13 protein-coding genes are annotated in these 14,635 nt (G+C 45.0%); 4 read left to right on the top strand and 9 right to left on the bottom strand.

Annotation, left to right across the window (positions count from 1 at the left end):
- Positions 1-11: 11 nt before the first annotated feature.
- From ORJ01_RS07400 to ORJ01_RS07360, 9 genes are all read right to left on the bottom strand, one after another.
- Positions 12-1,589, bottom strand: coding sequence for a DUF4331 domain-containing protein (locus ORJ01_RS07400; protein WP_226750669.1), 1,578 nt, complete (start codon positions 1,587-1,589; stop codon positions 12-14).
- 99 nt (positions 1,590-1,688) lie between these two features.
- Positions 1,689-2,366, bottom strand: a complete 678-nt coding sequence (locus tag ORJ01_RS07395; protein WP_306177477.1) for an anti-sigma factor domain-containing protein — start codon at positions 2,364-2,366, stop codon at positions 1,689-1,691.
- Positions 2,363-2,902 carry a sigma-70 family RNA polymerase sigma factor gene (locus tag ORJ01_RS07390; RefSeq protein WP_306177476.1) on the bottom strand — a complete coding sequence of 180 codons (540 nt, stop codon included), beginning with the start codon at positions 2,900-2,902 and terminating at the stop codon, positions 2,363-2,365. The genes ORJ01_RS07395 and ORJ01_RS07390 overlap by 4 nt, the downstream gene beginning before the upstream one ends.
- A 143-nt stretch (positions 2,903-3,045) precedes the next feature.
- Positions 3,046-4,230, bottom strand: coding sequence for a YbfB/YjiJ family MFS transporter (locus ORJ01_RS07385; RefSeq protein WP_306177475.1), 1,185 nt, complete (start codon positions 4,228-4,230; stop codon positions 3,046-3,048).
- A 68-nt stretch (positions 4,231-4,298) separates the two neighbouring features.
- Entirely contained in the window at positions 4,299-4,793 is a 495-nt protein-coding gene (locus ORJ01_RS07380; RefSeq protein WP_306177474.1) for a YbhB/YbcL family Raf kinase inhibitor-like protein, read from the bottom strand.
- Between the two features lie 41 nt (positions 4,794-4,834).
- Positions 4,835-5,257: a thioredoxin TrxC gene (gene trxC, locus ORJ01_RS07375; RefSeq protein ID WP_306177473.1), complete on the bottom strand. Its 423-nt coding sequence runs from the start codon at positions 5,255-5,257 to the stop codon at positions 4,835-4,837.
- 39 nt (positions 5,258-5,296) lie between these two features.
- Complete coding sequence (locus ORJ01_RS07370; RefSeq protein ID WP_306177472.1) at positions 5,297-5,785, bottom strand: DUF6702 family protein; 489 nt, start codon at positions 5,783-5,785, stop codon at positions 5,297-5,299.
- A complete protein-coding gene (locus tag ORJ01_RS07365) occupies positions 5,785-8,265 on the bottom strand; it encodes a M1 family metallopeptidase (protein WP_371930713.1) in 2,481 nt (826 codons plus the stop codon). Before ORJ01_RS07365 ends, ORJ01_RS07370 begins: the two co-directional genes overlap by 1 nt.
- Positions 8,266-8,418: 153 nt before the next feature.
- Positions 8,419-10,194: a DEAD/DEAH box helicase gene (locus tag ORJ01_RS07360; RefSeq protein WP_306177471.1), complete on the bottom strand. Its 1,776-nt coding sequence runs from the start codon at positions 10,192-10,194 to the stop codon at positions 8,419-8,421.
- 161 nt (positions 10,195-10,355) lie between these two features.
- Here ORJ01_RS07360 and mioC point away from each other — a divergent pair, with 161 nt between their 5' ends.
- The 4 genes from mioC (at position 10,356) to ORJ01_RS07340 (ending at position 14,613) form a co-directional block, all read left to right on the top strand.
- Positions 10,356-10,808 carry an FMN-binding protein MioC gene (gene mioC, locus ORJ01_RS07355; RefSeq protein WP_306177470.1) on the top strand — a complete coding sequence of 151 codons (453 nt, stop codon included), beginning with the start codon at positions 10,356-10,358 and terminating at the stop codon, positions 10,806-10,808.
- 462 nt (positions 10,809-11,270) lie between these two features.
- Positions 11,271-13,160, top strand: a complete 1,890-nt coding sequence (mnmG, locus tag ORJ01_RS07350) for a tRNA uridine-5-carboxymethylaminomethyl(34) synthesis enzyme MnmG (protein ID WP_306177543.1) — start codon at positions 11,271-11,273, stop codon at positions 13,158-13,160.
- 9 nt (positions 13,161-13,169) lie between these two features.
- A complete protein-coding gene (rsmG, locus tag ORJ01_RS07345) occupies positions 13,170-13,796 on the top strand; it encodes a 16S rRNA (guanine(527)-N(7))-methyltransferase RsmG (protein WP_229586158.1) in 627 nt (208 codons plus the stop codon).
- Between the two features lie 19 nt (positions 13,797-13,815).
- The gene (locus tag ORJ01_RS07340) at positions 13,816-14,613 is read left to right on the top strand and encodes a ParA family protein (protein WP_236129123.1); all 798 of its coding nucleotides are present in this window, start codon (positions 13,816-13,818) and stop codon (positions 14,611-14,613) included.
- Positions 14,614-14,635 lie beyond the last annotated feature (22 nt).

The raw sequence follows: 14,635 nt of genomic DNA, 5'->3' as shown, positions 1-14,635 counted from the left end.
CTGCGAACTCCTTATTGTGGTGAACCGGCTAATGGCGCGATCAAATACGGAAAACTCGTGTTCATAAAGCTGGCATCTATTGGTGCGCCATCAGTAAAGGGCGCAGTACCCACATTGGCATCTTCTGGCTGACATAAGCCCAGATTAGTCGGTGTACCGGCTACCGGAATATCATGACATAACGCCCCCATCACCACGCGCAGTGCAATATCTACCACATCATCACCAGGACGACGGCCATTTGGGAAACCGGCTAAATCATTACCCGCCACGCCAAAATTAGATTGCTGTTCAGCAGGGGTAGCTGGGATCATCGTGTTTAAGCGCAACATTTCTGACGCTGTCACCATCGATTGCTGATTGACACCAGCAAAACCGGTTAAGAAGGCGGCAACCAAGTCAGTACGTGGGTAATGTGTTGGCGCGATAGTGTCAAATGACGTACCTAAAGTGGCGTTAACGGCATCTTTAAACAATAAATCCAGAATAATCGGTAAGGTTGGATTGGTTACATAGGTCGCAAATTGGCCATCAGCCGACGGATGTGCGCTTGAAAAACGATCTTTATCGTCAATACCAATGACTAACTCATTCACCAGTGGTGAGCCTAAACGTGACACTTGTACTAAAGCACCACCGTTTACTTCCGGTTTTTCCAAGGTAGCATTCGGGTTTAAAATACGTGCTTGCGGTAAGCTGGCCGTCGTCCATGCCCCAATAACACCGTTACCAGAACCCGTAATACACGACTTAGGTACTTCTAAAGCAATGGTATTAACGTTTTTATCGTTTAAATCATCATTAGCGGTTGATTGGGTAATACCGCCAGGGAAACCATTACCATCACCCGCACCTGGCGTACTGTCACCTTCCACGGGAACATAATTCACTAAATCAAAGGTTTCGCCTAAGTTAACGGTGAAGGGATCTTTACGCTGACCAACAAACACCCGGCCCATTGCATTACAATTTGGAATGGAGACATCATAAATATACTGATCGGCATACGCAGAGTATTCTGCTGTGTTACCAAAGGTTTTTTCACCCACATAAGCATAAGGCTTCACAAACTCTGTTTGGCCATTAGCGCCTGTAATCGCACTACGAGCGCCGGTTCTTTGTGAGCCCGTCACTAAGCTCATGCTGTAGGTTTCACTGTAATTTAACGCACCGTTATTACCTGCGCTGATTGGGCCAACATGTTTCAACGGTACACTGACCATCACACCATTTGGGCCAACCGGTAACTTAATACCGCCATTGGGCAGTTTATTATTAAAGCGAAATTCAAAGGTAAAATCTTCCATCGCATCGCCGTTGGCATCGATATGCAAGGCATACACTGCTGCTGGATCCATCGCGAAATAATTCGGGCCACCGTAGCTATCTTGCAACGGAATATAATTGGCAATAATGGTGACATAATCACTGCGACCCGATTCATAACTATTAAAAATATAAAAATCGGTGGAATCAATCGTAGGTAAGCGTGTCACATTGGGCGCTTCACGGTGGCTAGAAGCAAAAGCAGTGGTGGTGGTTGCCAAGGCAGCTAATAGTGCAGTAGCAATAACGGTTTTCCTATTCATCTTGTTGTCCTCTCAATCGTTTTTTGATTATGACACCCAACAATTTTTGTTAGGTCTACTAAAGCAACGATTGAGTGGACGTATTAGATGCAACTATTTTTAAATTATTAATAAATCCGTCGTAAATAATACCGGACCGGTTGGGAATGGCTCAGGTGAACCGCCTAAAGGTTCACGACTGACCGCCAATGCGCCCACTAAAGCCAAATCAATTTCAACGGTTAATGCTAATAACACTTCACCCTGTTGCGGCAATAACCCTAATGACACCGGTGCCGTTCCATCCGCCGGTAACATCCATAACTGATAATCTTCATTAGCCAGTGGTGCAATCGCGCCGACAGCCGCAACTTTAAGTTGCTGATCGCGCTGCTCAATCAACCACAGCGTACGAGCATCCGCGTTTTGAATCACGGCTATACGTTGTGGGCTAGGCGTGATGCTCGGACCGGGACTTACTAGCATGAACACATTCACCAGTAAAACGATACTGGCCATTGCGCCTAGCAGCCAAGACCAATTAAAACGATTCACCGGGCGCGCTTGCACCCAGCCTAAACGTTCTTGAATGCGTTGCCATACCTGAGCAGGGGGTTGCCGCAAAGGGATCACATCCGTTAACTCGTGTAGATGCTCTTCCCAAAACGCCACTTCATCACGTAAAGCCGGAATATCCATCAGTAGCCGCTGAAATCGTTGCCGCGCTAAACCACGCATACTACCAAGCACATAGCGGGCGGCCAATTGGTGTTGTAGTTCTGTCGACTGATACTTCATCGTTGTAAGCACCTTTTTAAGCTATCTAGGCCGCGGCGGATCCAGCTTTTCACCGAACCTAATGCCTCACTAATATGCTCACTGACTTCTTGATGACTTAACCCACATACAAACGCTAATTGAATACACTGGCGCGTAGTAGGTTGTAATTCGTCCATGCACATCCGCAGGTTCTTCGACTGACCTAACGACTCAATAGTTGACTCAAGCATATCGGCAGCAGGTAACTCATCAAAATCATCAGCTGACAATTCTTGATTAGCGCGATTACGCAGTAAATCAATGGAGCGATAACGCACAATACTGATCAACCAACTCATTACCGAGCCTTTTGAAACCGAATAATCTGCGGCACGATGCCATACTTTAATAAAGGTATCTTGCAGCGCTTCTTCTGCCCAATCTGTCCGGCGCAGCATGGTGTAACTGACCGAAAACAGCTTAGCAGAGGTGGCTTCGTATAAACGACGAAATGCCGCGGTATCGCCCAAAGCAATTTGTTGCAAATCGCGTTCGAGCAGTTGGGGGGTAGACATAACAAAAACTCCTTATGGCCTAATAGCATACTAAAATCCGAATAAGCCGAGTTTTTGGATGCAATTATTTTAATTATTATCGCCAGCAGGCAAACTGAACATTCAGGGCAACGCTAATTCACTGTATTGGGTATAGCATTTTTTTACGTATTATCAAGTTGTTGTGCCGTACGATCCGTAAACTTGAGTAGCGTAATCAGCAAAGCACCAAAAGCAACAAAACCCGCGGCTAAATATAAACCGATCGAAAAGTAACCGGTCAACTGGGCTAAATAACCGGTTAGCGCCGGTGCAATAACTTGCGCACCGCCATAAGCTAAAGTCATTTTCCCCATCAATTTTGCCGGTTTACTCGGGTATAAGCGCCCTGCCATGGTTAACACCAAACTGACCACCGCAACAAAGGTCGCTCCAAATAAAGCCGCACTGGCTAATACCACTGCCAAGTTGTTAAACCATAACGGAAGTAAAATGGCGAGAGCTTGCAGCCATAACGCGAAAATAATCGCCGTTAAATAGCCCGTTTTACGGGCGACCCGATCCCAAAGTAATACGGCGGGCGCACCCGCCAAACCTAAGATGATAAAACTGATGTTGCCACTACCGGCTAGCCCTGGCATCCGCTCGACAATAGTCACAATAAAGGTCGCACTAATCACATAGCCGTAACCCGCACAAAAATAACTCAGCAACAATAAACGTAAAAATCGTTTAGTCGGTGGCCGATCCGCACTGGCTGAGGTATTGCTGACAGGGCTAAACACGGGTTTCGGCAGCCAACGCCATGCTGGTATCGCCAGCAATAGCCCTAACAGCGCAAATAACTGCCATTGTAGCTGCCAATCCAGCTGTAACCAGGCCATGCTTTCCACTAAAAAAGCGGCCAGGGCGATACCTAAACCCAAACCAGCAAAATGCACTCCCAGCTCGGCACGATGCTGATGGCTAATTAACCAATGCATAATCAGCGCTGAAGCGATTAACATAGAACCGGCACTGCTCAGCCCAGCGAGAAACCGCCAAAATGACCACAGATATAGGTTTTCCGTGAACGCCATGCCTACCGTACTTAGCACGGCTATCAATAAACCGGCTCGGTATAAGCGATCTTTTACGGTCAAATTAGATAAACGGGCCGCGAGTAACGCACCTGTCATATACCCTAGGTAATTCACCGCAGCTAGATATCCACCACTGGCATCATCTAAAACGGTATGTTGCTGCATTAATGGTAATAAAGGCGTGTAAGCAAAACGAGCAATACCTAAGCAAAGTAGCTGGCTAAAAAAGCCAGCTAGCAACACTTTAATCCGCAGGGGTAACATCATAAAGCTGCGTTCCTATAGGCTTAGGAGAAATAAATCGCCGCTGCTATGCGGCTATAGTAGTAACTCGCCTAATCGCGCGCGTAAGTTGCCGTTAACGTAGCCTTTGCTAAGGCCATCGCATTTAGCATAAACCCCACTACTGCGGCGCTGGCGCCCTCTGGTGCAGGTAATGCTTCTTCTGGTAAAGCCCAGATCGTAAATTGATAACGATGCATGCCATGGCCTTCTGGTGGACAAGCACCACCAAAGGCTTTCATACCATAATCATTGGTAAAACTACGACAACCCGGCGGTAAACTGCCCGTCCCTGCTCCTTTGGCTAAACAGGTTGCGGCCACAGGGATATCGGTGACAATCCAATGCCAAAAACCTGAGCCGGTCGGCGCATCAGGATCAAACACCGTCAATGCAAAACTTTTGGTCTCTGCTGGCGCATTACGCCAACGTAATTCAGGTGAAATATTTTGGCCGTTACAACCAAAGCCATCAAATTCATGCTGCTTTGCCATAAAATGCCCTTCGGCAATATCTGGGCTGCTTAAGGTAAAGGTGTTTTTACTCATACTTCACTCCTAACAAAGGCAACTTTATGATCTAACTAAGGTTAACTGAGTTTTTGTAAAAATTGATAAAAGGCACTTTTCGGTAAAGCACCGGCTTGCTGCGCCAATGTTTGACCTTGGCGTATCACTAAAATAGTGGGAATAGAACGAATAGCAAAGCGTGCTGCTAAGGTTTGTTGCTGTTCTGTATCAATTTTACCAAAACGAAATTGTGGTTCTAACTCAGCAGCGGCTTGGCTGAATATCGGCGCAAAACTTTGACAAGGGCCACACCAACTGGCCCAAAAATCAATGACTAGAGGTAATTCCGATTTTTCAGCATGGGCAGCAAAGTTGGCACTTGTTAGGGTTAATGGCTGGCCAGTGAATAAGGCTTGCTTACATTTACCACAACGGGCAGTGTTGGCTGCTTTGTCCGCCGGAACACGGTTTAAACCATGACAAAATGGGCAAGCTATAATCATGTGTCACTCCAACTTTGCTAATGTAACATCGCTTTAATATCAAAATTTAACGTCAAGCCAATCCATGTTTTTATCAAAACTGAGGGTTTTAACGCCATTCATGCTTTCAATATTAACCGTGTTAATCTGCTTGGGCCAAATCTCTTGTAAAGAGCGGTGGCGTACCCGCAATCCTGGCAAGTCATCTGGCATCACAGCCTCTTGGTATACCCAAAAGAAGCGACCGTCTAACTGGCCGCCAATCAGGGTTAACGCTATCGGTTCACCGTTTAAATGCGTTAAAGCAAATTGCTCTGTCACATACTGACTGAATGTTTGCTGGGTTTGTTCGTTATTTAACAAGTCAGCTTGTTTATCAAACAATTGTTTTACCGCATGTTCTGCATCATGCACATAAAAACGGTGCATCACTTCAATATTACCGCTTCGCGCGTTAAACAATACTGTACTGACCGCCGCGTTCATTTCATGTGCAAAACTTGGGCTAACTAAGCCTGCCAGTATCAGCAGGCTAAGCAGATAACGCATTAGTTACCTTCCTTAAGCTTTTCATCGGTTTTTTCAGCCGGATCTTTTAGCTTAGTTTTACTGTCTTGCATAATATCGCGGCTTACTTTGGCTTTACTCTTATCAGATTTGTAAGCCTCTACGCGTGACGGAATAATACGACGTGGGTAATAGTTGTTTTCAATGTCGACATCGGCAGTTTCCCACTTCGGATCAACGACCACTTCTTTTAACACTTTGTCTTTTGCCGTCACAATCATCTTATTCACCGCTTTCGGGCTACGACGCCAAATCTCAGCAGGGATCATCTGATCTTCAATGCTGCCATCGGTATAATGCAGTTGCAGTAAGATGGGCATCACTAACCCACCTAAATTACTGAATTGCAGTACATAGTAGTTTTTATCTTCTTTTACTGCACGTTCAAACGCGGTGCGCTCCCACGGCTCTAAATCGGCTAAGAACTTGTTATAGGCATTACGTTCTTTATTGGTTACGGTAAAACGGTCGTTTTCATCATAAAAATCGGTGATATCTTTGTTTTTATCAATCCACAGTACTTTACCAGCCGCTTTGTTGCGCTCAACAAACAATGAGGTGGGTTTGTCTAACTCTTGCTGGCGCTCACGTGCAAAATCAATATCAGGATCTTTGGTATCCATGCGTAACTGATAGACACGGTCTAACGAAATATCCACATGATCAGTGCTATAAAACCAGCCACGCCAGAACCAATCTAAATCGACACCGCTGGCTTCTTCCATGGTACGGAAAAAATCAGATGGCGTTGGGCGTTTAAATTTCCAGCGCTGGGCATATTCTTTAAAGGCAAAATCGAATAACTCACGACCCAGGATTACTTCACGTAGAATATTTAATGCTGCAGCAGGTTTGGTGTAAGCATTTGGGCCTAAACGTAATACGCTATCGGATTGCGTCATGATCGGCACTTGAACATCCGATTTCATATAATCGACAATATCACGAGGCTCTACGCCCCAAGGAATAGTAGGGTCCCACTCACGACCGGCAACGCCGTCTAAAAAGCTGTTTAAGCCTTCATCCATCCAAGTCCACTGCCGCTCGTCCGAGTTAACAACCATCGGGAAATAAATATGACCAATCTCATGGATCACCACGCCAATTAAAAAGCGTTTTTCGGCTTGAGAATAGGTGCGGCTGCCATCGTCTTGTAACTTAGTGCGAGGGCCGTTAAACGTGATCATCGGGTATTCCATACCGCCGACAGGGCCGTTTACCGACTGTGCCACTGGGTACGGATAATCAAACGAAAAACGTGAATACACTTCCATGGTATGCACCACAGATTCCGTAGAATACTTTTTCCACAGATCGCCGCCTTCTTTAGGATAAAACGACATCGCCATGACCAACGGCTGCTCTTTGCCGCCTTGTTGATAACCTTTAGCATCCCACATAAATTTACGTGATGACGCCCAAGCAAAATCACGCACATTATTAGCTTTAAAATGCCAGGTTTTGCTGTCATTAGTACCGGCTTTTTCGTTTTCTAAGGCTTCTTCTTCAGTAACAACAAACACCGGCCGCTTCGCTGTTTTCGCTTGCTCTAACCGTGCAATCTGCTGTTTAGTCAGCACTTTACTGCTGTTTTGTAACTCACCAGTCGCAGACACTATGTGATCGGCTGGTACCGTTAATTTCACATCATAATCACCAAACTCTAAGGTGAATTCGCCGCGACCTAAAAATTCTTTATTGGTCCACGCTTCGTAATCGGTGTAAGCCACTAACCGCGGGAACCACTGAGCTAATAAGAAAATATCATTGCCACCTTCATTCGCATCATCCGGAAAATGCTCATAACCTGAACGGGCTGACACCGCATCTTCTTCTACGATGTTAAAAGCAAAATCTAAACTAAACTCCATCGACTGGCCGGGTTTTAATGGCGTGTCTAAATCGATGCGCATTAAGGTACCCACTACCGTGGCGGCTAAGGTTTTACCCTTGCTGTTTTTCACATTATTAATTTGAAAGCCCAGCTCGTTATCGGCCATAAATTGTTGGCGACGTAACTCTTCTAGGCTCAAACGAGCAGTAATGTCACCTTCACCTATCGAAGTAGCAGGACCGCGACGGCCAACACCACCAAAATCGGTGCTCATTTCAGCCATTGAATCGTTTTTGAAAATATTTTGGTCTAAATGCAGCCATAAATATTTCAACGTATAAGGTGAATTGTTTTTGTATTGAATTTGTTGTTTTGCACTTAAACGGCGCTTGGCTTCGTCTAAGGTTACATCCATCTGATAATTGACTTGTTGTTGCCAATATTGCTGGCCTGGCTCACCGGCAGCATTACGATAGATATTCGGTGTTGGAAGCACTTCGTCTAATTGACGAAATTTATCTTCAAAATCACCTTTTGTCTGGCGCACAGCACTGGCAGTAGCAAATTGGCTACACAACAATACAGTGACCAGGCTTATGACTGAAATACGGGACAAAATGGCAGACATCAGCAGGTCTCTCTGGTTATTTATTAGTAAAATGGCAAGTATCTACTCTAGGTAAATTTACCTGAACAAACAAGGCCTATCTATCACGAAAAGCCGGGGTTCTGTCTCCAAAAAAAAGCCCCGCAAAAGCGAGGCAATTTAGTCAAATAAAGATTAATCTCTTGGCTTGCGTGGTGCACGTGGTGCCGCACCAGGACGCGGACCAGGGCCTGTGCCAGTGCTTGGACGACGCTCACCGCCAGAAGCCGCAGCACCCGTATCCACACTGATATTCAGTTTCTGCTTACGCACATAAACCTTTTTCAGGTGTTGGAAGATCTCATTTGGGATCGTAGCCGGTAATTCTACCGTACTAAAATGGTCAAATAATTTGATATTACCAATGAATTGGCTATCAATGTTCGCTTCATTAGCGATAGCGCCAACGATATCACCGGCTCTTACACCATGCTCTTTACCCACTTCAATGCGATAAGTGTTGTAATCGCCTTTCATTTCACGACGCACACGTGGACCGCGTTCTGGACGATCACCCGTTGGGCGATCGCTACGCTCACGACGTGGCCGCTCTTCACGTTCACCACGAGCATGCGGCTGGCGTAATTCAGGGAATTGCTTCGCTACGTTTAATGGCTGATCTTTTTGCGCTAGATACAACAAGGCTGCCGCTAAATCAACATCGGTCGTTTCTAACTTTTCACGCCAATCTGTCACTAACTCTTGGAAGAAGCTCAGATTTTGCGTTTCAATTGTTTGTGCTAATTGCTCACGGAAAGACTCGATACGACGCTGCTCAATCACTTGACCGGTTGGTAAGCTCATTTGCTCAATCGGCTGCTTAGTTGCATGTTCAATCGTACGCAGCAAACGGCGTTCACGGGGTGATACGAATAAAATGGCTTTACCTTCACGACCAGCGCGGCCCGTACGACCAATCCGGTGTACATAAGCTTCACTATCGTAAGGAATATCGTAGTTAACTACTAAGCTAATACGCTCAACGTCTAAACCACGCGCAGCTACGTCAGTTGCCACAATGATATCCAGCTGACTGGCTTTCATCCGACGAATTGTTTGCTCACGGTGTGCTTGGTTCATGTCACCGTTTAAACAGGCAACGGCATAACCACGGGCGCCCAATTTCTCAGCAATTTCTTCGGTAGCACTTTTCGTACGCACGAACACGATGCTGGCATCGTACTCTTCGCCTTCTAATAGGCGGGTTAACGCATCTAACTTTTGATTAGAATCCAGCATCACATAACGCTGAGTAATGCGCTCAACGGTACTGGTTTTTGACGCAATTTTAATTTCTTCAGCATTTTTTAAGTGCTTTTGCGCAATAGCGCGAATTTGCGCGGGCATGGTAGCGGAGAACATCGCCACCTGACGACCGGCGGGTGTTGCATCCATGATAGTTTGTACATCATCGATAAAACCCATCCGTAACATTTCATCGGCTTCATCCAACACGATAGCGCGCAGTTTGTCGAGTTTCAACGTACCGCGATCTAAGTGATCTAAGATACGACCCGGCGTACCGACGATAACTTGTGAACCACGCTTCAGTGATTTAAGTTGGTTGGTATAGCTTTGACCGCCGTATAAAGGCAAGACATGAAATGCCGGCATGTAGCGAGCATAAGCTTGAAAGGCTTCAGCAACCTGGATCGCTAATTCGCGAGTGGGTGCTAATACCAGAATTTGTGGATCATTTTGCGCAGGATCTAGCCGTGCCAATAAAGGCAGAGCGAAAGCACCGGTTTTACCAGTACCCGTTTGAGCCTGACCTAATACGTCTTCGCCAGCCAATAATTTTGGAATAGCCGCTGCCTGGATAGGCGAAGGCGTTTCATAACCAAGTTCAGTAACCGCACGAACAAGCGGTTCCGGCAGCATTAGCTGGGAAAAAGACAATGTTTCAGACATACGTTGTTATAACCTCAAATCACACGCAGGCTTGTTGGAGTGCTATTGTTGTTTTTACTTGGCCTGCAATGCAGTAAAAACACGAAAACGAGCAAAAACCGTAGCTTTTCTCGATTTTATTCCATTAGTATAGCCAGTCATTTACCACCTGGAAGAGATCCATGATAGAAATCCTCGTTGGCAGCCAAATGGGCGCAGCGGAATATGTGGCAGAACAAGTTGCTGAAACACTGGTACAAGCGGGATATGAAACTAAACTTCATCTTCAACCCGATTTGGATCAGCTAAACCCGACTCACATCTGGTTAGTGATCACATCCACCTATGGCGCAGGAGATCTGCCTGATAATATTCAACCCTTTGCGGATCAATTAGCACAAGATCGCAGTGATCTTAACACACTTTCTTACGCCGTGATCACTTTAGGTGACTCCAGTTATGATACTTTTTGCTTAGCAGGGCAAAAAATTGCCACTTTATTAGAAAGTCGCGGTGCAAAACGCCTTATCGACGGTTTAGATATTGACGCACAAACAGACGCCTTGCCAGAGGATATTGCCAAAGCTTGGCTACCTTTGTTTATCCACAGCTTATCCGGATCTGATCTGGGATAACTTTGCAGCGGGATCCAAACAAGGGATCCCTGAATGCTAACAATGCTATGGCCGCCACGATCTTATGATCCGCTTCCCCACACCTTATACACATATTGACACTTCTAATATAACTAATGTTGATAACTAGTCTTTTATACGGTTATTAAGCTGTATTTATCCCAATAATAAAATTATTTTCTGCGCCCAGTGTGGATAAGTAACGATCTTACACACGGCTTCACCTGACGTAGATCCAAGCTTGATCACAGGATCTGATCTTATCTAATCCATTGATCCTTCGTATATAAAAAGGCTTATCCACTGCAAATGGCTTGCTTAATAGAAGTAATAATAAAAAAGATCTAAAAAGATCTTATATATATTAAGCACGATCCTGATCCTATTTTGCCCATTTCACTCAACCCAAGATCAGGCTACAATATGCACCCTGTTTTTAATCTGTATGTGATCGAGGCAAGTATGCTGTTTCAAGAAAGTTTTGACGTTATCGTTGTAGGTGGTGGACATGCAGGTACTGAAGCCGCCTTAGCTGCAGCTCGTGCTGGTCAAAATACTTTATTGCTAACGCATAACATTGAAACCCTCGGTCAAATGTCGTGTAACCCAGCTATTGGTGGTATTGGCAAAGGCCATCTAGTTAAAGAAATCGATGCATTGGGTGGCGCCATGGCTATGGCAGCAGACCGAGGTGGTATTCAATTTAGAACTTTAAACAGTTCAAAAGGCCCTGCCGTTCGTGCTACTCGTGCCCAAGCTGATCGGCAACTCTATCGTGCCGCTATTCGTAGCATATTAGAAAACCAACCAAATCTTAAAATCTTCCAACAAGCCTGTGATGATCTGATTGTTGAACAAGATCAAGTCAAAGGCGTTGTTACGCAAATGGGTTTAAAGTTTCATAGTAAAACTGTGGTGCTAACAGTAGGCACCTTTTTGGGTGGTCAAATCCATATTGGCCTAGAGCAATTTTCGGGTGGTCGAGCAGGCGATCCGCCGTCTATCGCCTTGGCTAAACGCTTACGCAATTTACCCTTTAGAGTAGATCGTTTAAAAACCGGCACACCGCCGCGTATCGATGCACGCACCGTTGATTTTTCAGTTATGCAAGCTCAGCCAGGCGATAATCCTACGCCAGTATTTTCATTCTTAGGCAAACATAGCGATCAGCCACCGCAAATCCCGTGTTACATCACCTACACCAATGAAAAAACACACGATGTAATACGTAACAACCTGGATCGTTCACCGATGTATACCGGCGTGATCGAAGGTATTGGCCCACGTTATTGCCCATCAATTGAAGACAAAGTGATGCGTTTTGCTGATAAGGATCAACATCAGATTTTTATTGAACCAGAAGGTTTAACCACGCATGAACTATACCCTAACGGTATTTCAACCAGTTTACCGTTTGATGTACAACTCAGTATTGTAAGATCGATCAAAGGCATGGAAAACGCCTATATCACACGCCCAGGCTATGCTATTGAATATGACTTCTTCGATCCACGCGATCTTAAGGCCACTTTAGAAACAAAATTTATCAAAGGCTTATTTTTTGCCGGCCAAATTAACGGTACCACCGGTTATGAAGAAGCCGGTGCACAAGGCTTACTAGCCGGGATAAATGCCGCATTGTATGCCCAAGAAAAAGACGGTTGGTCACCAAGCCGTAATCAGGCGTATTTAGGTGTACTGGTGGATGATCTCACAACACTGGGTACTAAAGAACCTTACCGCATGTTTACCAGCCGAGCTGAATACCGGCTAATGTTACGTGAAGATAATGCCGATGCTCGTTTAACCAGTAAAGGTCGTGAATTAGGTTTAGTAAACGATATCCGTTGGGCTGCATTTAATAAAAAAATGGAGCAAATTGAACTTGAACGGCAACGTTTACGTCAAGGCTGGATCCATCAGCAACACCCAGCTTTAAACGAAGTTAATCAATTACTTAAAACGCCTTTAACCCGCGAAGCCAGCTTAGAAGAATTGATCCGCCGTCCTGAAGTTTCTTATCAGCAATTAATTAGCATTGCTGAATTAGGCCCCTGTTTAGCTGATCCGATAGCAGCTGAACAAGTTGAAATTCAGATCAAATACGAAGGCTATATTAACCGTCAACAAGAAGAAATTACTAAGCAGCAACGCAACGAAGCAACAAAATTGCCTGCAGGCTTCGACTATGCCTCGGTTAAAGGTTTATCGAATGAAGTTATCGTTAAACTAAACCAAACCCAACCAGAAACGGTTGGCCAAGCATCACGTATTTCAGGCATTACGCCCGCAGCGATTTCTTTATTGTTGGTGTACTTAAAAAAACAAGGTTTACTGCGTAAAAGCGCTTAAAGGAAAAGCATGACTGATTTATTAAGCCCTTTACGCCGGCTAGTTGCACAAACAGATCTGCAATTAACTGAACAACAATTACAACAATGCGTGGATTATGTAAGGTTATTGGATAAATGGAATAGCGCTTACAACCTCACTTCAGTACGTGATCCACAAGAAATGCTCATCAAGCACGTATTGGATAGCCTGGTTGTTGCCCCCTATTTAACCGGCGAACGTTTTATTGATGTTGGCACCGGTCCTGGTTTACCTGGTGTGTTATTGGCCATTTACTATCCACAGAAGCAATTTTTCTTGTTAGACAGCTTAGGAAAACGTATCCGTTTTTTAAATCAGGTGAAATTACAGTTAGGCTTAAACAATATTTTCCCACTACAAAGCCGAGTTGAAGATCATCAACCCCAACCCGGTTATGATGGTGTAATAAGCCGCGCATTTGCCTCACTTAATGATATGCTGAACTGGTGTCAGCATTTACCTGGGCTAAACGGCCAGTTTTTCGCCATGAAGGGCGCTGCAGTGCAAGAAGAAATTGCAGCTTTGCCGGATTTTGTTAAAGTAACAGCTATTCAAAACTTACAAGTACCAGAGCTGGATGCGCAGCGTCATTTGGTTATTCTAAAAAAAGTCTAATCGTCAAAGAGGGATCCTTGTGGGCAAGATCATCGCAATAGCTAACCAAAAAGGCGGCGTGGGTAAAACAACCACAGCGGTGAATTTGGCTGCCTCTATGGCAGCAACAAAACGTAAAGTTCTGCTTATTGACCTTGATCCTCAAGGTAATGCCACTATGGGGAGCGGCGTCGATAAATATGAATTAGCCGCCAGTGCTTACGAATTATTAGTCGATGAAAAACCCTTATCAGAAGTGGTCGTAAAAGAAACGACCGGCGGTTATCATCTGATCGGTGCCAATTCTGATGTGACGGCGGCCGAAGTACGCCTGATGGATGTTTTTGCTCGTGAACTTCGTTTGAAGAACGCATTGAAAGCTTACAAAAGCAGTTACGATTTTATTTTTATCGATTGCCCACCTTCTTTGAATATGTTGACGGTTAACGCAATGGCCGCAGCTGACAGCGTATTAGTGCCGATGCAATGTGAATATTTTGCGCTAGAAGGTTTAACCGCTTTAGTTGAAACCATTAATAAATTAGCCGCGGTAATCAATGGCGATCTGAAAATCGAAGGCATATTACGGACCATGTATGATCCCCGTAATCGTTTAGCCAACGATGTGTCTGAGCAATTAAAACAACATTTTGGTGATAAAGTGTATCGTGCGGTGATCCCGCGTAATGTTCGGCTTGCCGAAGCGCCAAGTTTTGGTACACCGGTAATGTATTACGATAAAAGCTCGACAGGCGCTAAAGCTTATCTCGCTTTAGCAGGTGAAATATTACGGCGATCTGAAAAGAAAAGTAGCACAGCAGCTAACCTAACCAGCTAACAGCCTCTAAAGGAATTACACT

It is taken from the genome of Alishewanella sp. SMS8 (genome assembly GCF_030737935.1).
Lineage (GTDB): Bacteria > Pseudomonadota > Gammaproteobacteria > Enterobacterales > Alteromonadaceae > Alishewanella > Alishewanella maricola.
Note: the sequence above shows the minus strand (reverse complement) of the source record. Positions and strands in the feature narration are given on the sequence as shown.